At 67.6% G+C, this 25,318-nt stretch carries 25 protein-coding genes; 6 read left to right on the top strand and 19 right to left on the bottom strand.

Annotated elements, in window-relative coordinates:
- The first annotated feature begins 25 nt into the window (after positions 1 to 25).
- Positions 26 to 676 (top strand): O-methyltransferase, encoded by a 651-nt coding sequence (locus JOF45_RS02575; RefSeq protein ID WP_210047710.1) that lies wholly within the window; start codon positions 26 to 28, stop codon positions 674 to 676.
- Positions 677 to 736: 60 nt separating this feature from the next.
- Here JOF45_RS02575 and JOF45_RS02570 read toward each other — a convergent pair whose 3' ends face one another.
- From JOF45_RS02570 to JOF45_RS02555, 4 genes are all read right to left on the bottom strand, one after another.
- Positions 737 to 907, bottom strand: a complete 171-nt coding sequence (locus tag JOF45_RS02570) for a DUF3117 domain-containing protein (protein ID WP_210047708.1) — start codon at positions 905 to 907, stop codon at positions 737 to 739.
- Between the two features lie 69 nt (positions 908 to 976).
- Positions 977 to 1,333: a DivIVA domain-containing protein gene (locus JOF45_RS02565; RefSeq protein WP_210051254.1), complete on the bottom strand. Its 357-nt coding sequence runs from the start codon at positions 1,331 to 1,333 to the stop codon at positions 977 to 979.
- The gene (locus JOF45_RS02560; RefSeq protein ID WP_210047706.1) at positions 1,333 to 2,268 is read right to left on the bottom strand and encodes an undecaprenyl-diphosphate phosphatase; all 936 of its coding nucleotides are present in this window, start codon (positions 2,266 to 2,268) and stop codon (positions 1,333 to 1,335) included. Before JOF45_RS02560 ends, JOF45_RS02565 begins: the two co-directional genes overlap by 1 nt.
- The gene (locus JOF45_RS02555) at positions 2,265 to 3,050 is read right to left on the bottom strand and encodes an SIR2 family NAD-dependent protein deacylase (protein ID WP_210047705.1); all 786 of its coding nucleotides are present in this window, start codon (positions 3,048 to 3,050) and stop codon (positions 2,265 to 2,267) included. The genes JOF45_RS02560 and JOF45_RS02555 overlap by 4 nt, the downstream gene beginning before the upstream one ends.
- Before the next feature lie 166 nt (positions 3,051 to 3,216).
- Here JOF45_RS02555 and JOF45_RS02550 point away from each other — a divergent pair, with 166 nt between their 5' ends.
- On the top strand, positions 3,217 to 3,351 hold the full coding sequence (locus tag JOF45_RS02550) for a magnetosome magnetite crystal formation protein family (protein WP_210047702.1): 135 nt from the start codon (positions 3,217 to 3,219) through the stop codon (positions 3,349 to 3,351).
- A gap of 154 nt (positions 3,352 to 3,505) precedes the next feature.
- Here the strand turns inward: JOF45_RS02550 and JOF45_RS02545 are convergent, their stop codons facing one another.
- From JOF45_RS02545 to JOF45_RS02535, 3 genes are all read right to left on the bottom strand, one after another.
- Positions 3,506 to 4,396 (bottom strand): ABC transporter permease, encoded by an 891-nt coding sequence (locus JOF45_RS02545; protein WP_210047700.1) that lies wholly within the window; start codon positions 4,394 to 4,396, stop codon positions 3,506 to 3,508.
- On the bottom strand, positions 4,393 to 5,397 hold the full coding sequence (locus JOF45_RS02540; protein ID WP_210047697.1) for an ATP-binding cassette domain-containing protein: 1,005 nt from the start codon (positions 5,395 to 5,397) through the stop codon (positions 4,393 to 4,395). The genes JOF45_RS02545 and JOF45_RS02540 overlap by 4 nt, the downstream gene beginning before the upstream one ends.
- 147 nt (positions 5,398 to 5,544) lie before the next feature.
- Positions 5,545 to 6,363: an SDR family NAD(P)-dependent oxidoreductase gene (locus JOF45_RS02535; protein ID WP_210047694.1), complete on the bottom strand. Its 819-nt coding sequence runs from the start codon at positions 6,361 to 6,363 to the stop codon at positions 5,545 to 5,547.
- 216 nt (positions 6,364 to 6,579) lie between these two features.
- Between JOF45_RS02535 and JOF45_RS02530 the strand changes: the two genes are divergently transcribed.
- Complete coding sequence (locus JOF45_RS02530; RefSeq protein ID WP_210047689.1) at positions 6,580 to 7,830, top strand: acyl-CoA dehydrogenase family protein; 1,251 nt, start codon at positions 6,580 to 6,582, stop codon at positions 7,828 to 7,830.
- A 106-nt stretch (positions 7,831 to 7,936) separates the two neighbouring features.
- On the opposite strand, the gene JOF45_RS02525 is transcribed toward JOF45_RS02530, so the two are convergent.
- Positions 7,937 to 10,633 carry a phosphoenolpyruvate carboxylase gene (locus JOF45_RS02525; RefSeq protein WP_210047688.1) on the bottom strand — a complete coding sequence of 899 codons (2,697 nt, stop codon included), beginning with the start codon at positions 10,631 to 10,633 and terminating at the stop codon, positions 7,937 to 7,939.
- A 126-nt stretch (positions 10,634 to 10,759) separates the two neighbouring features.
- On the bottom strand, positions 10,760 to 12,727 hold the full coding sequence (gene dnaG / locus JOF45_RS02520; protein ID WP_210047686.1) for a DNA primase: 1,968 nt from the start codon (positions 12,725 to 12,727) through the stop codon (positions 10,760 to 10,762).
- 164 nt (positions 12,728 to 12,891) lie between these two features.
- On the opposite strand from dnaG, the gene JOF45_RS02515 reads away from it, so the two are divergent.
- Entirely contained in the window at positions 12,892 to 13,380 is a 489-nt protein-coding gene (locus JOF45_RS02515) for an aminoacyl-tRNA deacylase (RefSeq protein ID WP_210047684.1), read from the top strand.
- Between the two features lie 54 nt (positions 13,381 to 13,434).
- Here JOF45_RS02515 and JOF45_RS02510 read toward each other — a convergent pair whose 3' ends face one another.
- From JOF45_RS02510 to JOF45_RS02465, 10 genes are all read right to left on the bottom strand, one after another.
- The gene (locus tag JOF45_RS02510; RefSeq protein ID WP_378579123.1) at positions 13,435 to 14,757 is read right to left on the bottom strand and encodes a deoxyguanosinetriphosphate triphosphohydrolase; all 1,323 of its coding nucleotides are present in this window, start codon (positions 14,755 to 14,757) and stop codon (positions 13,435 to 13,437) included.
- Between the two features lie 49 nt (positions 14,758 to 14,806).
- Positions 14,807 to 15,994, bottom strand: coding sequence for a tRNA dihydrouridine synthase DusB (dusB, locus tag JOF45_RS02505; protein ID WP_342591371.1), 1,188 nt, complete (start codon positions 15,992 to 15,994; stop codon positions 14,807 to 14,809).
- A gap of 142 nt (positions 15,995 to 16,136) precedes the next feature.
- Positions 16,137 to 17,417, bottom strand: a complete 1,281-nt coding sequence (eno, locus tag JOF45_RS02500; RefSeq protein WP_210047682.1) for a phosphopyruvate hydratase — start codon at positions 17,415 to 17,417, stop codon at positions 16,137 to 16,139.
- 72 nt (positions 17,418 to 17,489) lie between these two features.
- The gene (locus tag JOF45_RS02495) at positions 17,490 to 17,918 is read right to left on the bottom strand and encodes a MazG nucleotide pyrophosphohydrolase domain-containing protein (RefSeq protein WP_210047681.1); all 429 of its coding nucleotides are present in this window, start codon (positions 17,916 to 17,918) and stop codon (positions 17,490 to 17,492) included.
- A 15-nt stretch (positions 17,919 to 17,933) separates the two neighbouring features.
- A complete protein-coding gene (locus JOF45_RS02490; protein ID WP_210047680.1) occupies positions 17,934 to 19,103 on the bottom strand; it encodes an adenosine deaminase in 1,170 nt (389 codons plus the stop codon).
- 9 nt (positions 19,104 to 19,112) lie between these two features.
- Positions 19,113 to 19,853 carry a DedA family protein gene (locus JOF45_RS02485; RefSeq protein WP_210047679.1) on the bottom strand — a complete coding sequence of 247 codons (741 nt, stop codon included), beginning with the start codon at positions 19,851 to 19,853 and terminating at the stop codon, positions 19,113 to 19,115.
- 21 nt (positions 19,854 to 19,874) lie between these two features.
- Positions 19,875 to 21,227 (bottom strand): thymidine phosphorylase, encoded by a 1,353-nt coding sequence (locus tag JOF45_RS02480; RefSeq protein ID WP_210047678.1) that lies wholly within the window; start codon positions 21,225 to 21,227, stop codon positions 19,875 to 19,877.
- An 8-nt stretch (positions 21,228 to 21,235) separates the two neighbouring features.
- A complete protein-coding gene (locus JOF45_RS02475; RefSeq protein WP_210047672.1) occupies positions 21,236 to 21,709 on the bottom strand; it encodes a cytidine deaminase in 474 nt (157 codons plus the stop codon).
- Complete coding sequence (locus JOF45_RS02470; RefSeq protein WP_210047669.1) at positions 21,706 to 22,965, bottom strand: amidohydrolase; 1,260 nt, start codon at positions 22,963 to 22,965, stop codon at positions 21,706 to 21,708. Before JOF45_RS02470 ends, JOF45_RS02475 begins: the two co-directional genes overlap by 4 nt.
- Positions 22,955 to 24,064, bottom strand: coding sequence for a mannose-1-phosphate guanylyltransferase (locus JOF45_RS02465; RefSeq protein WP_342591370.1), 1,110 nt, complete (start codon positions 24,062 to 24,064; stop codon positions 22,955 to 22,957). The genes JOF45_RS02470 and JOF45_RS02465 overlap by 11 nt, the downstream gene beginning before the upstream one ends.
- 308 nt (positions 24,065 to 24,372) lie before the next feature.
- Here JOF45_RS02465 and sdhC point away from each other — a divergent pair, with 308 nt between their 5' ends.
- Together sdhC and JOF45_RS02455 are read left to right on the top strand one after the other, a co-directional pair.
- Entirely contained in the window at positions 24,373 to 24,789 is a 417-nt protein-coding gene (gene sdhC / locus JOF45_RS02460; protein WP_210047666.1) for a succinate dehydrogenase, cytochrome b556 subunit, read from the top strand.
- A 7-nt stretch (positions 24,790 to 24,796) separates the two neighbouring features.
- A complete protein-coding gene (locus tag JOF45_RS02455) occupies positions 24,797 to 25,303 on the top strand; it encodes a succinate dehydrogenase hydrophobic membrane anchor subunit (RefSeq protein ID WP_210047664.1) in 507 nt (168 codons plus the stop codon).
- Positions 25,304 to 25,318 lie beyond the last annotated feature (15 nt).

Raw genomic sequence — 25,318 nt, 5'->3', positions numbered from 1 at the left:
CCTCAGCAACTAGGATGAGAACGTTATGAAGGCCCTGAACACCTCCCCGACGGCCAAGCACACCAGCTGGGCCTACGCCGAACAGCACCTCGGCGACGATCCGGTGCTGCAGGCCGCCCGCGATCTGGCCTTCGACCTGGGCATTGAGCCGGTGAGCGGAGGAACGGCCGCCACCCTGACCGTGCTGGCCGCGGCAGTGCAGGCGAAGACACTGGTGGAGGTCGGGACCGGCGTCGGGGTCTCTGGGGTCTCCCTGCTGCGCGGCGCACAGCTCGAAGCCATTCTGACCAGCATCGATGTGGATCCGGAGCATCTCCACGCAGCCCGGACGACCTTCCGTCATGAGCAGCTGCCGGCTCGACGAACGCGGCTCATCACCGGGCACGCTGAAGAGGTCCTGCCCCGGCTGGCCACCGGATCCTATGATCTGGTGTTGCTCGACGCCGGGACGGAGAACCTGCCGACCTTCACCGCCGAGAGCATCCGTATGCTCGCTCCCGGCGGACTGCTGATCATCAACGACGCCTTGGACCAGGATCAGGTGCCTCGCCCCGCAGTGCGCGAGGAGAGCACTCAGACCATGCGCGAGACGGAGCGGCTCCTGCGTGAGGATGACCGACTCACCACCACGCTGCTGGGGACCGGGACAGGGCTGCTGGTCGCCGTCAGACGTTGAACGCTGCCACAGCCGCCGAACGACGCCGTCCGGCGCTGAACGGCACCGCAGCGGAGGGGATCACTCCCCCACAGCGTCGATGAGGCAGGCCTTGAGCGCCTCGGCCTCGTCGTTGTTGATCTCAAGCACCAGGCGTCCACCACCGTCGATGGGTACCCGCATGATCAGGCTGCGTCCTTCCTGAGTGACCTCCATAGGACCATCGCCGGTACGCGGTTTCATTGCAGCCATCGGGTGATTCCCTTCTTGGTGTTCCTCGCAACATTCATTTCCATTATCACTCATCTGAGCGTGATGTGACTATCGAGGGTCGTTGCGAGGCCCCTCATCAGCCTCAGGATGAGGCCCCTCCGAGCGCTCTGAGCGGGCGTCCTGAACGTCCTCAGTGCGGGTCTCGGCCCGCGTCTCGCGCAGCTGCTGGGCCAGCGCGTCCAAGAGGGCGTCCACCTGATCCATCCGATAGCCGCGCAGCGCCGAGTCGAAGCGGACCTCCTCCAGGTGCTCCGGTGTGATCGCACCCGCCGAGAGGTCCTGGTGCGCGAAATCCTGCAGCGCAGCGCCGCTCTCCTCCTCTGGGGCGGCGACCCCCTCCCATCTGCCCATGAGCAGCAGGACGATCACTCCGAGGATCGCCAGCGCCGCCAGGTAGAGCCACATCACTCTGCCACCCTATCGGCCGCAGCGTCCCGGGCGCCCTGCTCCTCCTCCACCGGCACCTGATCGACCGCCGCGTCCTCATCGAAGGTGGGCTGATAGATCAGCACGAATGCCGCCAGGGCCACCACGTAGACGGCGAAGATGCGGAAATAGCCCTTATAGAGCAGGCGCAGCACCATCCAGAGTGCGCCCGCACCGATGACCGCCGAGACCACGAACGCCATGGTGTAGGCCTGCCAGCTGATGAAGAACCCGCCCTGATGGGTGAGCAGATCCAGAGACTGCACACCGGTGGCCGCGACGATGGTCGGAATGGCCACGAAGAAGCTGAACTGAGCGGCGATCCTGCGGTGCATGCCCAGCGCCAGTGCCATCGCGATCGTGAGCCCGGAGCGGCTGAGCCCCGGGAACAGTGCGGCCGCCTGAGCCAGGCCGATCAGCACAGCCACCCACAGGGTCATCTGCGCGGCACCGCGCCAGGTGGTCTTCACCGAGTCGGACCACCACAGGATGGCGCCGGTGATCAGCAGCAGCAACGCCACCAACCAGGGAGCTGCGAACGCGTCGGTGCCGTAGGCCCGCACCAACAGGCCCAACACACCGGTGACGCCGGTGGTCACCACGCCCAGCAGGACCAGTCGCAGGTGGATGAGGTGGCGAAGCGTCCGACGCCGGGCGAAGAGCTTCAGCTCACGGACGGTTCCGCTGATCAGCTTCTGCAGCGGCCGCCACATGACCACCACCACGGAGACCATGGTGCCCAGGTGGACGATCAGGTTGAACAGGATCATCTCCGGGGTGTCCGGAGAGGGCAGCGGGGAGCCAGCGTCGGCGAGCCAGTTCTGGGTGAGCACGAGGTGGCTCGAGGAGCTCACCGGGATGAACATGAAGAGGCCCTGGATCGCGCCCAGGAGCACGGCTTCGAGAAGGGTCAAGAGATTCTCTCCAGCAGGGTGGGAAGCATCTGGCCGGAGGGGCCACGGAGGACGAAGTCCATGGTCTCACTGAGCTCGGTCTCCTGCGGGTTGACCTCCACCAGGGGCGTGCCGCGCTCCAGGGCCAGCAGCGGCAGCCCGGCCGCGGGCTGGACGATGCCGGAGGTCCCGACGACCAGCACCAGGTCCGCCGCGCGGATGGCGGCCATCGTCGCTTCGAAGGCCTCCATGGGCAGCGCCTCGCCGAACCAGACGATGTCCGGACGGATCAGGCCGGTGGTGCAGTGCTCGCAGGAGGGTGGATCCTCCGCCTCGGGAGGTGCTTCGAAGCCGTCGTATCCCGGCGCCGGCAGCTCAGCGACGGCGTCGCAGTCTGTACAGCGGTGAGCGGCGATGTTTCCATGCAGATGGGCCAGAACCTCGGCTCCGGCACGCTCGTGGAGGTCATCGACGTTCTGCGTGGAGATCGCCAGGCTCCCGCCGGCCTGAGCCAGGCGCTTCTGCCACTGAGCCAGGGCCAGGTGACCGGGGTTGGGTTCCACGGCCTGGACCAGCGACTGGCGCCAGCGGTACCAGGTCCAGACCAACGCGGGGTCCTCCTCGAAGGCCTCCGGCGTGGCCAGGTCTTCGGCGGAGAACCGCTCCCAGAGCCCGGTCTGGACTTCGCGGAAGGTGGGGACCCCGGATTCGGCACTGATGCCTGCCCCGGAGAGCACGGCCACATGTCTGGCATCCTGTGCCAGCGCGGCGAGCTCATCGTCGACCTGGTCCAACAGCTTCATCCGAAACACCTCAATCTTTTGCGCATGCAAAAGCAGTCAGTACACTGGCCACAGGACATCGCTCACAGCACCGTCCTGAAGCATCAGGATCACACAGAGGAGGAAACCATGTCACAGCCACCTGAGGGCCGCGGCACTCCCCCGGACCCCCACCGGCTACGCCACCATGATCATCCTGATCGGCTTCATCATCGTGCCGCTGATCTTCGTCATCGCCCTGATCTTCGGCATCCTGGGCGCTGTCGCGGCCTATAACCGGCGGCCGTTCCGGTACCCGTTCAACATCCGCTTCATCAAGTGATCAGCCTCTCCGCCGCGCGGGTCATCTGATCGTGCAGCGGAGAACCAGAGAGGGCGGCCCCTCAGCCTCACCGGCTGGAGGGGCCGCCCTCTCTGGTTCCAAGAACACTTCCGCCTGATCGCAGAATGCTGTGAGGCACTCTGGGTCCACGGAATCAGCTCTTGCGGTTGTACAGCACCATCGAGATCGGCGCGAAGACGGCGACCAGCACAGCGCAATAGATCAGCACTGTGATCATGCTGCCGAGGTCGTAGACCCCGTCCATCAGCTCGCGGATGGCCGTGACCACCACTGAGACCGGGTTGTGGTCGACCACAGACTGCAGCCAGTCCGGCATGGTCTCTGTGGGCACAAAGATGTTCGAGGCGAAGGTCAGCGGCATCATGATGGTCATGGACACACCCATCACTGCCTCCTCAGTGGGCAGCAGCAGCGAGATGGTGGTCCACACCCAGGAGAGGCAGAAGCTGAAGACCAGCAGCAGGACGAAGCCAGCTGCCGCTCCGGCCAGCCCGCCCTCGGGACGGAAGCCCACGATGAAGCCCACACCCAGGATGATCACGCCGGCCAGGGCGTAGCGGACCTGGTCACCGAGCAGCGCACCCACCAGCTGAGCGGGACGCCAGGTCGGCAGGGAGCGGAAACGGTCGAAGATGCCCTTGGAGATGTCCTTGTTCAGGGTCATCCCGGTGTACATCGTGATCATGATCAGCGTCTGCACGAAGATGCCCGGGATGAAGAACTGGACATACTCGCTGATGGCCACCCCGCCGGTCTGACCGGTCCCGGAGACCACCGCACCCATGGCTCCGCCGAAGATGTAGGTGAACATCACCGTCATGATGATGGGGAAGATCGTCACGTCGAAGAGCTGGGTGGGGATGTGCTTGATCTTCAGCATCGCGCGCCACCCGAAGGTGATGGAGGCGCTGAAGGCGTTGGACGGCGTCGGGCGCTCGTCCTCGCTCAGCAGGACACCGAGCACCTTCTGGGATTCTGCGGCGGTCGGGCCGCGGCCCGGCCGCTCTGTGGTCTGGGCGCTCATGCGGAGGCCTCCTCAGTCTCGAACTCGGCGGCCGCGTCTTCGGCGACGTTGTCTTCTGCAGGCTTGCCGGTCAGGGCGAGGAAGACCTCGTCCAGGCTCGGCTGGCCCAGGGCGAAGGTCTCGACGCCGATGCCGGCGTCCTCCAGGGCGGCCAGTCCGGCTGAGGCCCCCTCGGAGGCGCCCAGCCTGGCGCTCAGCGCGGCACTGTCCTTCTCGCGAGCGATCTCGGTGCCCAGCGCCACGCTCAGGACCTCGGCGGCCCTCTCCCGATCGGCGGGGTCGATGACGCGCACCTTCAGCGCGCCGGAGCCGACCTGAGCCTTGAGCTGGCCGGGCGTGCCTTCGGCGATGACCTTGCCATGATCGATCACAGCCAGCCGGTCGGCCAGCTGATCAGCCTCCTCCAGGTACTGGGTGGTCAGCAGGATAGTGGTCCCGCCGTCCACCAGGGTCCGGATGATGTCCCAGACCTGGTTCCGCGAGCGAGGGTCGATGCCCGTGGTGGGCTCATCCAGGAACATCAGCTCCGGGGTCACGATCAGTGAACCGGCGATGTCCAGACGGCGGCGCATACCGCCGGAGAACTTCTTGACCTGACGACCGGCGGCCTCGGAGAGCCCGAAGGCTTCCAGCAGATCCAAGCCGCGACGCCGGGCCGCGGACTTGGAGAAGCCGAGGAGTCGGCCCAGCAGGATCAGGTTCTCGATCCCCGTGAGGTCCTCGTCCAGGGACGCGAACTGGCCGGTCAGGGCGATCTTCTCGCGGATGGTCTTGGGCTCGGCGAAGACATCGTGGCCCAGCACCCGGGCCTCACCCGCATCCGGGCGCAGCAGGGTGGCGAGCATACGGATCGCGGTGGTCTTGCCAGCGCCGTTGGGGCCCAGCACACCGTAGATCCCGCCGCGCGGGATGGTCAGGTCGATGCCGTCGACAGCAGTGTTCTCACCGAAGGTCTTGACCAAGCCGCGCGTCTCAATAGCAGGGGCAGCTGAAGGATTCATGCTCATAAGCCTAGTGTGTGCGCAACACTAGGGCACCCCGTGCTGAACGGAGTTCACTCACGCGTCAACCAGGAGGCTGCCCCGGACCGCCAGCCCATGTCATCCTGAGCCTGCGGTACCGTCCTGTTCTGGCCCTGCGGGGCCGTCCTATTTCGGATCCAGCCGCACCGCCCCGTCCAGTCGGATGGTCTCTCCGTTGAGCATCGGGTTCTCCAGGATCTGCAGCACGGTCCGGGCATAGTCCTCCGGCCGGCCCAGGCGGGGCGGGTGCAGAGTCTTGGCGCGCAGAGACTCCCGAGCGGCTTCCGGCAGGCCGTCCATCATCGGAGTCTCGAAGAGTCCCGGCGCGATCGTCATCACACGGATGGCATCGCGCGAAAGCTCCCGGGCCGCCGGCAGCGTCAGCGAGGCCACGGCACCCTTCGAGGCCGCGTAGGAGATCTGACCGATCTGCCCATCGAAGGCTGCCACGGAGGCGGTGTTGATGAGGACGCCTCGGTCACCACCCTCACCTCCACAGGGCTCGTTCTGCCTCATGACCCCCGCGGCCGCAGTCATCAGGTTGACAGTGCCTCCGGTGTTCACCGCCAAGACCTTCATGAACTGTTCGGCCGGCAGCGGACCTTCACGCCCCAGCAGCTTGCCGGGAGTCGCGATGCCGGCACAGCTGACTGCAACCCGCAGCGGTGCCTTGGTCTGCGCCTGCTGGGCGGCACGACGCAGAACCTGCGGGTCGGTGACATCTCCGGGGAGGAAGGTGGCGCGCTCCCCCAGAGCGGCGACGGCGTCGGCGCGCGGACCGGCTGGGAACCCTTCACCGGGGCTGCCGGCCTCGGAACGACCTGCGGCGTCGGGAAGGTCCACGACCACCACATGGGCACCGGCCTCGATGAGGGCTGCCGCTGTGGCACGCCCCAGCCCGGAGGCCCCACCGGTGACCACGGCGCTGGCAGTGCTCAGATCCATAGATGCTCCTCCTCAGGCGTGATCGGCCTCACGTCAGACTATAGGAGCCCAGGCTACAGCGGCCCCACCCCCATGGACAGATCAGGCCCGTCGCACCCTGAGCCCCAACAGAACGCGCATCACTGTGATCCATGCCACTATAGAGGCGAGAGGCAGATCCGGCGGCGGACAGCCCTTCGGGGAACCGTCCCCGCCCAGCGGCAGGAGGCAGCACCGATGACGACGCCGACCACACCCGGATACTCCGCGTCCCCAGACCGGGCCGCGCCGAGCCGAACCAGCCCGGACCGGGCGATCGCCGACCAGCTCCACAGCGGTGACGAACACCCCGATCTGCTGGACCTCGCCCGCCACCTCGACGAGGGCGAGCGACGGCGGCTTCAGGCCCTCGAGGACTTCGCCCAGCGGCGCATCCGCCCGGAGTCCATCGAACCGTGGAACCGTGAGCAGCTGCCGCGCCAGCTGCTCACCGAGCTGGGACGGCTCGGCCTGGGCGAGATCTCCGTGGACGGATCCTCCGCGCTGTTCCAAGGGCTGGCCCACGCGGCCTTGGCCCGGGCTGACCTGTCCCTGTCCACGCTGGTCGGCATCCATAACGAACTGCTGGTGGGACTGACCGACAGCCTGGGTTCGCCCCAGCAGCGCGCCGCCTGGCTGCCGGGGCTGCGCCGCCTGGAGACCCTCGGGGCGTTCTGCCTGACGGAGCCTGACCACGGCTCCGACATCGCCCGCGGGTTGGCCACCACAGCCTCGCTGCAGGACGGTCAGTGGCACCTGCAGGGGAAGAAGCGTTGGATCGGGATGGGCGCCGTCGCGGACCTCGCACTGGTCTGGGCGCGGGACACCGCCGATGACCAGATCAAGGGCTTCCTGGTCCCCACAGATGTGCCCGGCTACCGCGCGGAAGGGATCCGGCAGAAGACCGGTCTGCGGATCATGCAGAACGCCGAAGTGGACCTGGACCTCCGGGTCCCGGAGTCGGCCCTGTTGGCCGGTGCCACCAGCTTCTCCGCCGTCCATGCCGCCCTGCGGGACTCCCGAGCCTGGGTGGGCTGGCAGGCGGTGGGCGCTCAGCAGGCACTCTTCGACATCGCGCGCAGCTACGCGGCCGAGCGCGACCAGTTCGGCCGGCCCATCGGCTCCTTCCAGCTAGTCCAGTCAGCTCTGGCCCAGGTGGCCGGGAACATGGGCGTCTCCACGGCGTTCATGGGCGAGGTGACCAGGCTCCAGGCCGAGGACCGGCTGACCATGCTGCGCGCCAGCCTGGCGAAGTCCACCCTGACCCGGCTGGCCAGAGAGTCCGCCTCCCTCGCGCGGGAGGTGCTGGGCGGCAACGGGATCCTCAGCAGCCATGAGATCGCCAAAGTGGCCGCAGACATCGAGGCCGTCCACGCCTATGAGGGCAGCTACGGCATCAATCTGCTGATCGCCGGACGTGAGATCACCGGGATCTCCGCCTTCGGCTGAGCCTGAGCGGAGGCAGATGGGATGAGCTGCCAGAGATGCGCAGGAAGCGGCACCGGGTTTGTGCCGCGACTGCGCAGAGCGCCGCAGATCGCCCAGCTGCGTCCGCTCAGCCGGTGTTCTGCAGGCCGGCGGCAACACCCTTGAGCGAGATCAGCAGCAGGTTGCGGGCGTCGTCGAGCGCCTTCTCCTCGGAGGTCTCACCGGAGCGCAGCGTGCGCAGGGCACGCAGCTGGAGCAGCGAGAGCGCATCTACGTACGGATTGCGCAGCTGCACCGCACGGCCGAGCACGCGATGCTCCTCGAGCAGGCGCTGCTGGTCGGTGATCAGCAGCACCCATTTGGTGGTCAGCTCCAGCTCCTCGAGCACCAGGGCGGAGAGGTCCTCGCGGTCGCCCAGCGCCAGGTAGCGCTCGGCGATGCGCCGGTCGGTCTTGGCCAGGGACATCTCGATGTTGTCGATCAGAGCGCGGAACAGAGGCCACTCGGCGTAGGCCGAGCGCAGCAGCTCCACATCCCCGACGGCTTCCAGCGCAGTGCCCAGGCCGTACCAGCCGGTCAGGTTGATCCGGGCCTGGCCCCACGCGAAGTTCCACGGGATTGCGCGCAGGTCTTCCAACGACTCGACGGACAGTCCGCGCTTGGCCGGGCGGGAGCCGATGGCCAGCAGCCCGACCTCATCCTGCGGGGTGACCTGGGCGAACCACGGAGCGAAGCCCTCAGCACCCACCAGTCCGTGGAAGCGCTCGCGGGAGACGTCGTCCATCGTCCGGGCCAGATCGGCGAAGCGCCGGGCGGCCTCAGCATTACGCTTCTCCGTCGACGGCGCCGAGGCCATCAGCGTGGCCGCGGCGACCTGCTCGATATGGCGCAGGGCGATCTCCGGATTCCCATAGCGGGCCGAGATGACCTCGCCCTGCTCGGTGACCTTGAACCGCAGGTCCACCGAATGCGGGGGCTGGGCCATGATGGCGCGATTGGCCGGCCCGCCGCCGCGGCCCAGAGCGCCGCCGCGGCCGTGGAACTGAGTCAGGGTGATCTCGTTCTCGATGGCCCAGGCGGCGATCTTCTCCTGCGCCTCGTAGAGGGCCAGCGTGGCCGCCACCGGGCCGACGTCCTTGGAGGAGTCCGAGTAGCCGAGCATGACCTCCATGCGCCGCCCGGTCTGCTCCAGACGAGCCTGCAGGTGCGGGTTCTGGAGGATCTCGTCCAGGATGCGCGGGGCGTTCTGCAGATCGTCGTAGGTCTCGAAAAGCGGGATGACGTCCAGCACCGGGACGTTCTCCGGGCCGCCGAGGGCCTTCTCCGCCAGGGTGTAGACATCGGCGAGGTTCTGCGCGGACTGAGTGAAGGAGACGATGTAGCGGCGGGCGGCGTCGATGCCGTAGCGCTGCTGGACCGAGGCGATGGCCCGGAAGGTCTCCAGGACCTCCTCCCCCGGCACGGCCATCTTCTTGCCCGCGGCCTCATAGCCCTCCGGGTCCTCAAGCCACTCCAGCGTCTGGCTGTGCACCGCCGAGTGCTGCCGGACCTCCAGCTCGGCCAGGTGGAAGCCGAAGGTCTCCACCTGCCAGATCAGCTCCTGCAGGTCCCCGTAGGCCGCACGCAGCGCTCCGGCCTCGGCCAGGGAGGTCTGGACGATCTTCAGGTCCTCGATGAGCTCCTGGGGCACCGCGTAGGCGAGGTCGGCGTCGCGCTGGCGGGTGGCCTCCACCCGCCCGGCGATGGCGAGCATGACCTGACGGTGGGGCTCCCGAGGAGAGTGCTCGGCCGCCGTCGTCGTGAGCTCCTCGGAGAGCTGCCGGTAGCGGTTCCACAGCGCGGTGAGCTTCTCGTTCGGCGGGGTGTAGCGCTCGTCGAGGGTCAGGGAGAGCCCGACGCCGCGGGATCGGGTCTCCAGCTCGGAGAGGACGCGGTCTGCGGCCTGGGCCACGGCCTGGCGGGTGATGGAGGCGGTGACGTTGGGGTTGCCGTCGCGGTCCCCGGCGATCCAGGATCCCAGGCGGATGAAGGCCGGAGCCTTGGGAGCACCGGCGCCGCTGCCCTCGCCCTGCAGCCAGTCATCCATACGGCGGTAGGCCTGGGTGAAGGTCTTGGAGAAGGAGTTGTCGAAGTGGCCCAGGGCAGTCCGGACCTCGTCCAGCGGTGAGGGGCTGGAGACGCGCAGCTGGGCAGTGCGCCACATGTTGTCGATCTCTTCGAGCATCTCCCGGCGGTTCTTGGCACGAGCACCGGTGCCCATCCGAGGGTCGTCCCGCTCGTCGAGCAGCTCGCCGATGCGCCGGACCGAGGCGGTGATGGCGTTGCGCCGCGCCTCGGTGGGGTGGGCGGTGAGCACCGGCTGGAACCGCAGCTCCTTGAGGCGGCGCTCGGCCTCGCGCTGACCGACCTCCTCAGAGAGGTGGGCGAGCGCCGAGGCGACCGAGTCGGACGGCTTCTGTTCGGTCAGCGGCACCTCGCCGTCGCGGGAGCGCAGCGTGCGCACCCGGTGCTGCTCCTCAGCGAGGTTGGCCAGCAGGAAGTAGCAGGTGAAGGCGCGGGCGACTTCGCGGGCTCGGTAGGCGGAGAAGGAGTCGACCAGCTCCTCCGCTGCGGCCAGCGCGTCGCCGTCGGGATCATCCAGCGCTGAGATGGTGAGCTCACGCAGCTTCTCCACGTCCTGGAGCAGGCCCTCCGAGCCGTACTCGTTGAGCACCTGGCCCAGCAGCTCGCCGAGGAGCCCGACGTCGTGCCGCATCTCCTCGGGGATCTCGTGCATCGCAGCAGAGCGGGTGTGTGAGCCGGTGACGGCAGCTTCATGGGTCATGCGATTCTCCTCCACAGAACAAGATGCTCATGAGGTCCTCACGTGACCCCATCGTCACGCCTTGTCGACCTCAGAGACTACCAAGATCAGCGACGCGGCGAGTGATCCGCGTCATGGAGGGCGGGCTCAGTCGTCACCGCGCAGCGCCCGACGCCGACGCTCCAGCTCCATCAGCTCAGCGTTCAGCGCCCGGTGCTCCTCAGGGTTCTCCGCAGGGTTCATCCGCTGCAACCGACCGATGAGGTTGGCCTTCTGATGGGTGATCTTCAGCTCCACCAGGCGGTTGAGGATGGACTGGCAGTAGTTCTCCAGATCCTCCTCCGTGCGGGTGGGCAGCGTGACCACGGCCAGCTCGGAGACCAGCGAACGGATGGGCTCGGGGACCTCGTCGCGGACGTTCTGCACCCAGTTCCGCGGATCCGAGGCCTGGGCCGCCGCCACTCGGATGCCGTCGTGGATGGCCTGATGGGCCGGGGCGGTGAAGCGGACCGTGAAGATCTCCTCCCACTGTTCGGCGGTGAGCCGCGTGGGGTGCTGCAGAATGACCTCCAGCGCCTGGCGCTCCATCATCACTGCCGGGTCGCGGGTGTCGGGCCGCTGGAACTGTGGCATGGCGGGCATCCCCGGCTCGGCCGGATCGCGGGACGGTCCCTGGCCGCCGAGAGGTCCCTGACTGCCGTGGCCTCCTGAGCCGCCGTTCTGCTCCTGGGCCGAGGGCTCCCCCTGGCGGCCGGACCGAGGATCAGGCTCGGCGCCGGGCTGCAGGCCGCGACGCCGAGCAGACTCCACCGCGCGCACGACGTCGTCCATCTCCGCTCCGAGCCAGCCGGCCAGCTCACGCGTATACGCCGGACGCAGCGCGGGGTCCTTGATGCCGCCGACGATGGGCGCAGTGGCCCGCAGCGCCTGGACCCGGCCCTCGATGGTGTTCAGGTCGAAGTCTCGGAGCTTGGCGCGGATGGCGAACTCGAACAGAGGCGTCTTGGTCCCGATGAGCTCCTTGACGGCGTCGTCACCGCGGTGCTGGCGCACATCGCAGGGGTCCATGCCCTCAGGCCCCACAGCGATGAAGGTCTTGGCCAGGAACATGTGGTCCTCTTTGAAGGCCTTAAGCGCAGCCTGCTGGCCGGCATCGTCGCCGTCGAAGGTGAAGATGACCTCTCCTCCGCCGCCGTCGTCGGAGAGCAGGCGCCGAGCCACCTTCACGTGGCCCTCGCCGAAGGCGGTGCCGCAGGTGGCCACCGCAGTCTCCACTCCGGCCACATGGCAGGCCATGACATCAGTGTAGCCCTCGACGACCACCAGCTGGCGCTGCTTGGCGATGTTCCGCTTGGCGTGCTCGATCCCGTAGAGGACCTGCGACTTCTTATAGATGTGGGTCTCTGGGGAGTTCAGGTACTTGGGGCCCTTGTCGTCCTCGTAGAGGCGACGTCCGCCGAAGCCCACCGTGTTGCCGGTCATGTCTCGGATGGGCCACATCAGTCGGCCGCGGAAGCGGTCATAGATGCCGCGCCCGCCCTCGGAGAACATTCCGGTGAGCTTGAGCTCGTCGTCACGGAAGCCTCTGCTGCGCAGATGGTTGAGCAGGTTGTCCCAGCCCTTGGGGGCATAGCCGACGTCGAACTTCTCGGCATGCTCACGGGTGAAGCCGCGTTCGGTGAGGAACTCACGGGCCGTCTGCGCCTCGGCGGAGAGCAGCGCGGCGCGGTAGAACTCATCGGCGATCTTATGGGCGTCCAGCAGGCGCTGGCGCCGGCCGATCTCTTCCTTGTCCGGGCCTCTGCCGCCGTCCTCGTAGCGCAGCTCGATCCCGTACTTGCCGGCCAGCCGTTCGACCGTCTCCTGGAAGCTGGTGTGGTCCATGGCCATCAGGAAGGCGATGACGTCACCGGACTCGCCGCAGCCGAAGCAGTGATAGGTGCCGACCTGGGGGCGGATGTGGAAGCTGGGGGTGCGTTCGTCGTGGAAGGGGCACAGACCCTTCCAGCTGCCGATCCCCGCGCCCTTGAGGGTGACGTACTGTTCGACCACTTCACGCAGATCGGCACGCTCACGTACGGCGTCGATGTCTTCGCGCTTGATCAGTCCTGCCACAGCTACAAATCTACTCCGAGAGACCAAATCGGCGCTCCGGCTCTCCACAGGTCGGGGCACCCTCGTTTTACCAAGCCTTTCTCGCTTTACCTGACCGTATCTGCAGGGGTTTTCCGAGAAGTGGTTGGTAAAACGAGGGTGGGGTTCTCGGTAGGCTTCTGCTCATGAGCATCGAACTGACCGGCCGTGAGCGGGTGCGCGCCGACGCTGCGGCGCGCGGAGTGGAGATCGAGTTCGTGGACCGGGGGCCGGCGTCGTCGCTGCCGGAGGCCGCTGCGAACCTGGGCGTCGAGCCGCGGAACATCGTCAAGACGCTGGTCGCCAAGGCCAAACTCACCCAGACCACCACCGAGTACAGCTACGTCATCGCACTGATCCCCGGTGACAAAGCCGTGGACTGGGCCAAGCTGCGCCGGCTGGCCGGCATGAAGAAGATGTCCATGGCCTCACCCGAGGAGGGCTTCGAGGCCAGCGGCTACATGCCGGGCACCATCAACCCCTTCGGGCTGCGCAACCAGCTGCCGATCTACGCCGATGAATCCATCACCGGGCGCATCGCCATGGGCGCCGGTGAGCCGGATCTGAATCTGTTCGTCGACGCCGAACAGCTCTTCGCCGCCTTCGAGGTCACCACCGGCGACATCGGGAAGTGATCCGCGGGGGGCGGCACCCAGCCTGGACGATCGGCTCGGACGATCCGCCCCGCCTCAGGAGAACAGCCGGTTGACCACCGGTTTGCCGTGGACCAGGGTGGCGTACCACTCCAGGCAGGCGCCGTCGGTCATGGAGGCGATCTGGTCGATGATCGCGCGGTGGCGGCCGGACTCGTCCTGAGCATCGCGGAAGTCCGCCTGGAACTGCGGATCCAGGAAGCGGTCCCCGGTCTCGATCAGCAGGCTGTGCAGCCCTTCGATGACCTCGCGCTGACGCATGTAGACCGGCATCTGCTCGCGTGAGGCCATGATGTAGTTCGCCGCGATCCCCTTCATCAGGGAGATCTCCACCAGCGTCTCGCGCGGGACCACCAGATCCGCCTCGTGACGGACCAGCGGATGGTCACCGTGGGCCTCGCGCGTGGCACGGTAGATCGCATCGCAGAAGCGGCCGATGAACTGGCTGGTCATGTTCTTCAGCGCGGCCAGCGCCCGCCGGGACCCGTCCGATTCGCGCACCCAGTGCTCATCGGCGGCGAGCCGCGTCAGCGCCTCTTCGATCTCATCCTCCGGGGTGTCCGGCAGGTACCACTCCTGGGTGGTCTGGATGACCCGAGCGCGCTGGACCGCGTTGTCCAGCAGGGTCAGCTGGAAACGCCCGCTGACGATCCCGTCCTCCACGTCGTGGACGGAGTAGGCGATGTCATCGGCGGCATCCATGACCTGGGCCTCCATGGACTTTCGCCGGCCCTCGATCCCGCTGCGCAGCCAATGGAAGACCTCGAGGTCGTCCTCATAGGCGCCGAACTTCTGGCTGCGGGTGCCGTCGCCCTTCAGCGGTGCCTCGTGCGAGCGCCACGGGTACTTCACCGCCGCGTCCAGGGAGGCGCGGGTCAGGTTCAGTCCGGCGGAGCGGCCGTCGGGGTGGAACCGTTTGGTCTCCAGCTTGGTGAGGATGCGCAGGGTCTGGGCGTTGCCTTCGAAACCCCCACAGTCGGCGGCCAGCTCGTTGAGCACCGTCTCCCCGTTGTGCCCGAACGGCGGGTGCCCGAGATCGTGGGACAGGCATGCGCCGTCGACGACGTCGGGGTCGCAGCCCAGCAGGCGGCCCAGCTCCCGGCCCACCTGGGCGACCTCCAGCGAGTGGGTCAGCCGGGTGCGGGAGAAGTCGTCGATGTCCGGTGAGACCACCTGAGTCTTCGCACCCAGACGCCGCAGCGAGGAGGAGTGCAGCAGCCGGGCGCGATCGCGCTCAAAGCTGGAGCGGTACACGGATTTCCCATGCTCAGGGAGCCAGCGCTCCTCATCGGCCTCGGTGTAGCCGGGTTTGAGGGCCGCGTAGTCCCCCTCCAGTCGCTCGACGTTCTCAGTGCTCACCGCTCCAGCCTATCGGAGACATGACGGCGCACCGCAGGCGCAGGCCGGATCAGCCGCCGGAGGTGTCGACTTCGGCGGCCTGGATCATCTCGCGCTGTTCCTCGTTGAGCTCCTGAGACTCCAGCCAGTCCTCCGGCAGGTGGACCTTCTTCGGCGATCCGGCACGGCCGCGCGGACCCTCGGCGGGCTCCCCCGGGTAGCTGATCGACTGGTCCAACTGTCCCAGGAGGTCCTCGAGCTGGGCCAGGCTCTCCACTGTGACCAGCTGTGAGCGCAGCGCTCCGCCGATCGGATAGCCCTTGAAGTACCAGGCGACATGCTTGCGGATGTCCTGCATGGCCTTGCGCTCGTCTCCGTCGAAGTACGGGATCAGCATCTGCGCGTGGGTCAGCAGCGTCTGGATGACCATCGGCAGATCCGGACGGTGCCGGTCATCACGGCCTTCGAAGGCCGCCTGCAGGTCACCGAAGAGCCACGGCCGCCCCTGGCAGCCGCGCCCGACGACGACGCCGTCGACGCCGGTCTGCTCCACCATGCGCACCGCATCCTCAGCCGACCAGATGTCACCGTTGCCGAGGACCGGGATGTCGGGCAGCGAGTCGCGCAGCGCTGCGATGGCCGACCAGTCGGCCTGACCCGAGTAGTGCTGGCGGGCGGTGCGGCCGTGCAGCGCCACGGCGGCGACGCCGGAGTCCCGCGCGATCTTGCCAGCCTCGATATAGGTCAGGTGGTCCTCGTCGATGCCCTTGCGCATCTTCACGGTCACCGGGATGTCGTTCTTCGAGGCTTCGCGCACCGCAGTGGCCACGATGGATTCGAAGAGCCGGATCTTCCAGGGCAGCGCCGATCCCCCGCCCTTGCGGGTGACCTTGGGAACCGGGCAGCCGAAGTTCAGGTCGATATGGTCCGCCCGATCCTCCTCGACCAGCATCCGCACGGCATGACCGGTGGTGACCGGGTCCACAGAGTAGAGCTGCACGGAGCGCGGCACCTCGTCCGGCTCGTGCCTGATGATCCGCAGCGACTCCGGGCGCCGTTCGACGAGCGCCCGGGCGGTCACCATCTCATTGACGTAGAGGCCGCCGCCGTATTCGCGGCAGAGGCGGCGGAAGGCAGTGTTGGTGATGCCAGCCATGGGGGCCAGCACCACGGGGGTCTTCACCGTGATGGGGCCCAGTGTCAGGGCAGGCAGGAGCGCGGCCGACGTCGTACTGGTCTCTGCGGGGGCTGTGGTCACCCTCCTATTGTCCGCCAGAGCGCGGAAGTCTCAAAAACTCCGCCTCCCCCATGATTCGAGCGGGGTTTCAGCCCTTGTGAGACGCATCTGGGCGTCATAAGGGCCGAAACCCCGCTCGAATCCGGAGAGGGGGTCAATCAGTTCAGGCGCGGAAGCGCGGGAAGGCGCTCGCCCCTGCGTAGGCCGCGGCGTCGCCGAGCTCCTCCTCGATGCGCAGCAGCTGGTTGTACTTGGCCACACGCTCGGAGCGGGCCGGCGCACCGGTCTTGATCTGGCCGGCGTTGGTGGCCACCGCGATGTCCGAGATGGTGGTGTCCTCGGTCTCGCCGGAGCGGTGGGAGATCATCGTGGTGTAGCGGTTGCGCTGCGCCAGAGAGATCGCGTCGAAGGTCTCCGTCAGGGAGCCGATCTGGTTGACCTTCACCAGCAGCGAGTTGGCGGTGTCGTTCTCGATGCCCTTGCCCAGGCGGTCCGGGTTGGTCACGAACAGGTCGTCGCCGACCAGCTGGACCTTCTCGCCGATGGTCTCGGTCAGGGTCTTCCAGCCGGACCAGTCGTCCTCATCCAGCGGGTCCTCGATGGAGACCAGCGGGTAGGCCTCCACGAGCTCCTTGTAGTAGGCGCTCATCTGCTCGGGGGTCTTCTGCTCGCCCTCGAAGGTGTAGGCACCCTCGGCGTAGAACTCGCTGGCGGCGACGTCGAGCGCCAGCGCCACATCCTTGCCCGGGGTGTATCCGGCACGCGTGATGGCCTCGGTGATGAGGTCCAGCGCCTCGCGGTTGGAGGACAGGTCGGGAGCGAAGCCGCCCTCGTCGCCCAGGCCGGTGGCCAGGCCCTTCTCCTTCAGCAGCGACTTCAGCGCGTGGTAGACCTCGACGCCGGCGCGCAGCGCCTCGGAGAAGGTGGCCGCACCGATGGGCGCGATCATGAACTCCTGGATGTCCACGTTGGAGTCCGCGTGGGAGCCGCCGTTGAGGATGTTCATCATCGGCACGGGCAGCAGGTGAGCGTTGGGCCCGCCCAGGTACTTGTACAGGGACAGGTCCGAGGCATCCGCGGCGGCCTTGGCCACAGCCAGGGAGACGCCCAGGATGGCGTTCGCGCCCAGGGAGCCCTTGTTCTCGGTGCCGTCGAGGTCGAGCAGGATCTGGTCGATCACGCGCTGCTCGGTGGCGTCCTGGCCCTCCAGGGCGGGGGCGATGACGTCGTTGACGGCGGAGACCGCGCCGGTGACGCCCTTGCCCAGGTAGCGGCCCTTATCGCCGTCGCGGCGCTCCACGGCCTCGAAAGCACCGGTGGAGGCGCCGGAGGGCACGGCGGCCTGGCCGAAGCTGCCGTCGTCGAGGAGGACGTCCACCTCCACGGTGGGGTTGCCGCGGGAATCGAGGATCTCGCGGCCGTACACACTGGCGATCAGAGACATTGATGCTCCTTATGTCATGGATAGATGAAGAGTCCCCGTTGACTTAGGCACCAGCCTAGTCGACGGAATGGGTCAGGATCGGCCCTGCTCACCCGCAGCTTCCTCAGACTTCTCCTGCTGTTTGATCCGCTGCCAGGCGGCGTCGATCTCCTCCAGGCTCGCCTGGGTGGGCGAGAGCTCGCCCTCAGGGGTGAAGACGTGTGGGCTGCGGCGGATCAGTTTGGCGGTGATGGCCTCGGCCACCCCGCCGAAGTCGAAGTCTCCGCGCTCGGAGGCGATCTGGGCGTGCAGCACGATCTGCAGCAGCAGATCCCCCAGCTCGCGGCGCAGCGGATCTCCGAGGATGCCGGCCTCGATCTCGTCGATGACCTCCTGGGACTCCTCCGCCAAGTAGGGGGTCAGCGCCTCATGGGTGAGCTGCGCGGTCCACGGGCAGTGTTCGCGCAGCGAGGCGATGACCCACTGCAGCTTGGCGAAGGGATCCTCAGGGGGTGTGGTCATCTCAGGCTTTCGTGCTCAGGCGTTCCAGGCCTCGAGGATCACGCCGGCCAGCGCCTCGCGCTCCTCGTAGCCGAGGAAGGAGGACTCCAGGGCGTTGATCTGGAAGTCGGCCAGCTCGGCCAGGCCGTAGTCGAAGGTCACCGCGATCTGGGCCAGCTCATAGGAGAGCGTGACGCCGGAGACCAGGCGGTTATCGGTGTTGACCCCGATGTTGAAGCCCAGCTGGTAGAGCATGTCGAAGGGGTGGTCGGCCAGTGCCGCCTTGCCGCCCTCGGAGAAGCCGTCGGCGGCACCGGTCTGGAGGTTCGACGTCGGGCTGGCCTCCAGGTGGATCTGGCGGTCGCGGACCCAGCGGGCCACCGGACCGAGCTCCACCTCGACCAGCTCCTCCTCGCCGTCCTCGGCGGTCTTGCTGCGCGAGGACTCGCCCACGGTGACGGTGATGTCCTCGGCCACGCGGATGCCGTGGCCCAGGCGCTGGGCACGGCCGGAGACCAGGGCATCGCGAATGGAGTCGACGCCGTCGCCCTCTCCGGCATGGACGGTGGTCGGCAGCATCTCCTCGGCCAGGCGGGTGAAGGCGCCGGCGAACTTCGACGGCGGGAAGCCTGCCTCGGGGCCGGCGATGTCGAAGCCGAGCACGCCCTTGTCGCGGTGGCGCAGGGCGACCTCGACGATCTCATCGGCGCGGTCGGACTGGCGCATCGCGGAGATCAGCTGACCGACCACGATGATCCCGTCCTGAGCCTCCACGGAGGACATGCCCTCCTCCAGGCCGGTCTGGACGGCCTCCACGGCCTCATCCACGCTCAGGCCCTCGGCCTGGTGCTGCTCGGGGGCCCAGCGGACCTCGGCGTAGACGATGCCGTCGGCGGCCAGGTCCTCCACGTATTCCTTGGCCACGCGGCGCAGGTTGGCGGCGGTCTGCATGACCGCAGTGGTGTGGGCGAATGCCTCCAGGTACTTCTCCAGGGAGCCGGAGTTCGCGTTGCGGCTGAAGGTCTCGGCCAGCTCCTCCGGGTCCTGGCTCGGCAGCTCGTGGCCGATCTCAGCGGCGAGCTCCACCAGAGTGGCGGGGCGGAGGGATCCGTCCAGGTGATCGTGGAGGGAGACCTTGGGGAGGTTGCGAAGCTGCTCTTCGAGTTTTGCGGCAGCAGTACGATCTTCGGCTTCGGTGGAAGTCATGCTCCCAGCCTAATCGCTCTCCCCGTCCGTGTGCCGCTTTCGCCTCAGATGGATGGGCGCGGGCAGATCGATGGCTGCGGTGTCCTGGTAGCCCGCCGGGTCCAGCGGAACGCCCTTGCGGTCCAGCCAGCGGGCCAGCAGGCTGAACAGCCGCTCACAGAGCAGTCCCAGCAGCACCGCCATGACGATCCCCAGCGCCATGGCGATCAGTGTGTTGCCGAAGATGGCGTCACCGGCGATCCCCAGCCCGATCAGCCATCCGGCCCAGGCGAGGGAGGCCGCGGCATCGATCAGCAGGAACCGCGGCAGCGAATAGCCGGTGGAGCCTGCCACGAAGTTGATCGCCACCCGCGCCCCAGGGATGAACCGGCCCACGAAGATCACCATGACGCCGCGCTTGTCCAGCTCATGTCGGGCCCACATGAGCGTCTTGAGCATGGTCGGCCGGCGCATCCAGCGGAACCGGCCGCGCCCCTCCAGCATGCCGCGCCCGATGAGGGAACCGAGCCGATAGGCGGTCAGATCGCCGAGCACCGCGGCGGTTCCGGCGGTCAGCACCACCCAGGGCCACCAGGGGGTGCCCGGCTCGTCCTGGACGGAGCCCAGCGTGATGATCAGCGAGTCGGAGGGCAGCGGCGGGAAGAACCCGTTGACCGTGACGAAGCCGAACAGCGCCAGCAGCGTCCACCAGCCGGACGCGGCCTCGACCACCAGGTCCTGGAGCGCGTCGGAATATTCGATCAGGCGCATAAGTCCTCTGCCGTCGGCAGGTCAGAGGTCCTGAGCGGTGATGCGTCCCTGCAGCAGCGGCGGGAGCTCAGCGGGTCCGCCGGAGACGTCCACATCCACGGCGCCGTTCAGCGCTTCCTCAGCCCGGGCGATCCGCTCCTGATCATCGGTGAGCAGGGTGAACAGCGGCTGACCCGCGGCGACCTGATCCCCCGGCTTGGCATGCATCCGCACACCCGCTCCGGCCTGGACGGTGTCCTCCTTGCGCGCACGTCCCGCCCCCAGACGCCAGGCGGCCAGGCCCACGGACATGGCGTCCAGGCGGGTCACCGTCCCGCCGACCGCGGCGGTGATCGTGTGGGAATGGGCGGCCTGCGGCAGCGGGGCCTGCGGATCTCCGCCCTGGGCCGCGATCATCTTCTTCCAGGAGTCCATGGCACGGCCGTTGCGCAGGTTCTCTGCGGGGTCCACATCGGTGACCCCGACGCCGGCGAGCATCTCGCGCGCCAGTTCCACCGTCAGCTCGACGACGTCGGCGGGGCCGCCGCCGGCGAGCACCTCCAGCGATTCCTCGACTTCGATGCCGTTGCCGGCGGTCAGGCCCAGCGGCGTCTCCATCGACGTGATCAGCGCCGTGGTGTTCACCCCGGCGTCGGTGCCCAGGGCCACCATCGTGCGGGCCAGCTCCTCCGAGTCCTCGCGGGTCTTCATGAAGGCACCGGACCCGGTCTTCACATCCAGGACCAGGGCGTCGGTGCCCTCGGCGATCTTCTTGGACATGATGGAGGAGGCGATCAGCGGGATCGCCTCGACGGTGCCGGTGACGTCGCGCAGTGCGTAGAGCTTCTTGTCCGCCGGGGCCAGGCCCGCTCCGGCCGCGCAGATCACCGCGGAGAGGGAGTCCAGCTGGGCGAGCATCTCCTCATTGGTCAGCGAGGCGCGCCATCCGGGGATGGCCTCGAGCTTGTCCAGCGTGCCGCCGGTGTGGCCGAGTCCACGGCCGGAGAGCTGCGGGACCGGCACGCCGTAGCTGGCCACCAGCGGGGCCAGCGGGAGGGTGATCTTGTCCCCCACGCCGCCGGTGGAGTGCTTATCGGCGGTCAGCCGACGTGCGCCGTCGGCGGTCTTCAGGGAGCTGAAGTCCATCGTCTCGCCGGAGGCGATCATCGCGGCGGTCCAGCGGCTGATCTCCTCGCGGCTCATGCCGCGCAGCAGGATCGCCATGGCCATGGCGGACATCTGCTCATCGGCCACATAGCCGTCGGTGTAGGCGGCGATCATCCAGTCGATCTCGGCGTCGCTGAGGCGGCCGCCGTCGCGCTTGGTCCGGATCAGGTCGGTGGCGCTGAAGGCTCCGGGATCGAAGGCGGCGCCGGAGACGGACGAAGGGGTCATGGAGGCTCTCACTTCTCGAGGTCGCGGGGGCCGAAGGCTTCGGGGAGGAAGTCGTCCATGCTCACCACACCTTGGGCGGTGAGGATGAACATGGTCTCGGCACGGAATTCGTTGAGCAGCTGACGGCAGCGGCCGCAGGCGGTGATGTACTCGCCCTCGCCGTTGACGCAGGTGAAGGCGACGATCTTACCCCCGCCGTTCATCTGGAGCTGACCGACCATCGTGCACTCGGCGCAGAGCCCGACGCCGTAGGAGGCGTTCTCCACGTTGCACCCGGAGACCACGCTGCCGTTGTCCAGCAGGGCGGCGGCGCCCACCGGGTACTTCGAGTACGGCACATAGGCCTTGGTCATGGCGATGCGCGCCTGGGTGGTCAGCCGTTCCCAGTCCACATCCTCAGGGACCCGCGGGACCAGGCCGATGGCTCCTGTCAGGCTCAGTCCGGCGGTGTCCGGTCCGGTGGAAGAGATCTCGTCGCTCATGGACTCATCCTAGAACGTAGCGCCACAGCAGCCATCACCTTGACCCCGACGCCGATGGCACGCTCATCCGGAGCGTAGTCACCGCGATGCAGGTCGAAGGAAGGGCCGTCCGGGGTGCGGGTGCCCAGGCGGAACATGGACCCGGGGATCTCCTGAGTCATCCAGGCGAAGTCCTCCCCGCCCATGGACTGTTCGGCCAGAGCCAGGCATCCCGAACCCAGGATCTCCTTGGCGGCGGTGTCCACGCGGGCGGTCTCGGTCTCGTCGTTGATGACCGGGGGCACTCCGCGCACATGTTCGAGCTGGACGTCCACGCCATAGGAGTTCGCGGCCTGCTCCACGATGGGGGCGAGGACTCCCCCGGCCTCCTTCCACGCGTCGGCGTCCAGGATCCGCATGGTCCCGGCGAGAGTGCCGGCGGCAGGGATGGCATTGGCCGCGTTTCCGGCGCGGATGGTGCCCCACACCAGGGAGACGCCGCTGCGCACGTCGATCCGCCGGGCCAACACGGCCGGCACTGTGGTGGCCAGGTGCCCCAGCGCGCCCACCACGTCTTCGGTCAGATGGGGCCGTGAGGTGTGGCCGCCGCGTCCGCTGACGTCGATCCGCACCAGGTCCGAGGCGGAGGTGATGGCCCCGATGCGCGTCCCGACGGAGCCCACCGTGAGCTTGGGGTCGCAGTGCAGGGCGAAGATCCTCGGGAGCGGGGTCAGCAGCCCCTGGCTGACGACCTCCTTGGCACCGCCGGGCATGGTCTCCTCGGCGGGCTGGAAGATCACGCGGTAGCGGTTCTCCAGCCCGACCTCACGGTGCAGGTGGTCCAAGGTGAGCGCCAGGCCCATCATCACGGTGGTGTGGATGTCATGACCACAGGCGTGCGCCGCCCCGGGGTTCTGGGAGGCGTACGGAAGGTCGGTGACCTCATCGAGCGGCAGTGCGTCCATATCGCCGCGGAAGCCCGCTGCGAACGGAGCCTCCTGCGGCCCGATGTCCACGTAGAGGCCTGTGGTCTCGGGCAGGGTCTGCGGTTCCAGACCCGCCTCGCGCAGCCATTCCACCAGGCGTCGGGTCGTCTCCTTCTCCTGGAAGGAGAGCTCAGGGTGCTGGTGCAGCTCGCGGCGGATCTCCACCAGCCGCTCCCCGAGGGAGTCGACGACGCCGGCGGCGCGGGAGATCAGCGCGGGACCGGCACCGGTGGCAGCGGAACCGGTGACCGCGGAGCCGGTCACACCGGATTCGGTGACATCAGAGGACATCAGAATCTCCCTTCTTCTGCAGCGCCTCCACCGCCTGCTTCACGGACTGGGCGTGGTCGGTGGTGGTGACCAGCAGGGCGTCGTCGGTGTCCACCACCACGATGTCCCTGACCCCGATCAGCGCCACCACACGGTCGGTCTCGGAGACGACCACACCGGAGGACTCGTCCGAATAGACCCGGGAGGAATCGCCCAGCACGGTCATCTGATCTTCGTCCTCGGCTGGGTTGAGCCGGGCGATGGCGGCGAAGTCGCCGACGTCGTCCCAGGTGAAGTGCCCGGGGATGACGGCGACGTCGCCGGCCGCGGCGGCCGGCTCGGCGACTGCGTAGTCGATGGCGGTCTTGGGCAGGGTGGGCCAGATCCGGGCCATCACCTCCTGCTGCCGCTCGGTGCCCCAGGCGGCGGCGATCTCCACGAGGCCGTCATGCAGCTGTGGTTCGTTGGCCTTCAGATGTTCCAGCAGCAGGCCCACCGGAGCGACGAACATGCCGGCGTTCCACAGGTGGGATCCGCCGTCGACGTACTCCTGAGCCTTCTGCTCCCCGGGCTTCTCCACGAACTCGGCCACCTCGCAGGCATGCGGGGCGCCGTCGATGCTCAGCGCCTCACCCTGGCGGATGTAGCCGAAGCCGGTGGCCGGCGTCGTAGGTTTGATGCCGATGGTGACGATCCTGCCGGTGGCCGCGGTGACGGCGGCCTCCTTCACCGCCTCCTGGAAGATGTCCACCGGAGCGATGACCTGGTCCGCGGCGAAGGATCCCATGATGATCTCGGGGTCGCGACGGTGAAGGATGGCGGCGGCCAGTCCGATGGCGGCCGCAGAGTCTTTGGGTGAGGGCTCCAGCACCAGGTCTCCCCCGGCGAGCTCCGGGATCTGCTCCCGGACCGCATCCCGGTGGGACTCCCCGGTCACCACCATCACCCGGTCCCCGGTCAGCGGGGCCAGCCGTTCGAAGGTCCCACGGATGAGAGTCGTTCCGGCACCGGTCAGGTCGTGGAGGAACTTGGGCGCATTGGCGCGCGAGAGCGGCCACAGCCTGGTGCCCACTCCACCGGCAGGGATGACGGTGTAGAAGTTCGGGAGCGCTTGAGTCACTCCACCAGGGTACGGCAGGGCGCACTGAGCTGACATCGGAGAACGGCTTTTCCATGTTTCACATTCATTGCGATTTTCTACCGCGTGTAGAACAACATCGGCTCTGTGCGTCGTTTCGGTCCTGGAGCCGAGTTGTGCCTACCATGATCTGCGCAACGACGCGTCCGGGGCAGGAACGCGGTCCACGTCACTGACGGCGGTGCCTTACCCTGGTATGAGATCGCACTCGCACCGGCGTCACACGCCCGCACCGCCGAACGCGATCGACTACGCACCCAAGACAAGGCGGCGCGGAACGCCATGCGACGATGCAGGGAGGTTTGTACACAGTGACGCAGACAAAGAGCGCCCCGACCGGCCGGGGCACCCTCTACAGAGGCCGCGAAGGAATGTGGTCCTGGGTGGGGCACCGGATCACCGGAGTCGGCATCTTCTTCTTCCTTCTGGTCCACGTGCTGGACACTTCGCTCGTGCGAGTGTCCCCGGAGGCCTATGACGCCGTCATCGGCGCCTATAAGAACCCCATCATGATCGTCGGCGAGATCGGCCTGGTGGGCGCCATCGTCTTCCACGCCTTCAACGGCCTGCGGATCATCCTGGTGGACTTCTGGAAGCAGGGAACCCGTTACCACCGTCAGATGCTCTGGGCCGTGCTGGCCCTGTGGTTCGTGACCATGGCCGCATTCAGCGTCCGCCACCTGATGCTCTTCGTCCAGGGAGGATGACCGAATCATGACGACGACGAACTCTGACTCACTCCTCCCCGCGCAGGGCATCGAGGCACCGCGCTCCGGACGGATCGACCCCAAGTACCTCCGCACCAAGGGCTCCAACGGCAGCTTCGAGATGGCCACCTGGGTCTTCATGCGAGTCTCCGGCCTGGCCCTGGTGGTGCTGATCTTCGTCCACCTCTGGGTCAACCTGATGGTCGGCGACGGCATCCACCAGATCGACTTCGGCTTCGTGGCCGGCAAGTGGGCCAACCCCGTCTGGCAGTTCTGGGACCTGACCATGCTGTGGCTGGCCATGCTGCACGGCACCAACGGCATGCGCACGATCATCAACGACTACGCGGAGAAGGACTCCACCCGCCTGTGGCTGAAGTCCATCCTCTTCGTCAGCTCCACGGTGGTCATCGTCCTGGGCACCATGGTGATCTTCACCTTTGAGCCCTGCCTGGTGGACAACCAGACCGGCGAGCTGCTCGAGTCCGTGCCGGCGTTCTGCCACGACCTCTAGAGCGCCGACCGCACC

Source organism: Nesterenkonia lacusekhoensis, assembly GCF_017876395.1.
GTDB lineage: Bacteria > Actinomycetota > Actinomycetes > Actinomycetales > Micrococcaceae > Nesterenkonia > Nesterenkonia lacusekhoensis.
The sequence above is the reverse complement of the archived record's forward strand: the minus strand, read 5'-3'. Positions and strand labels throughout refer to the sequence as shown.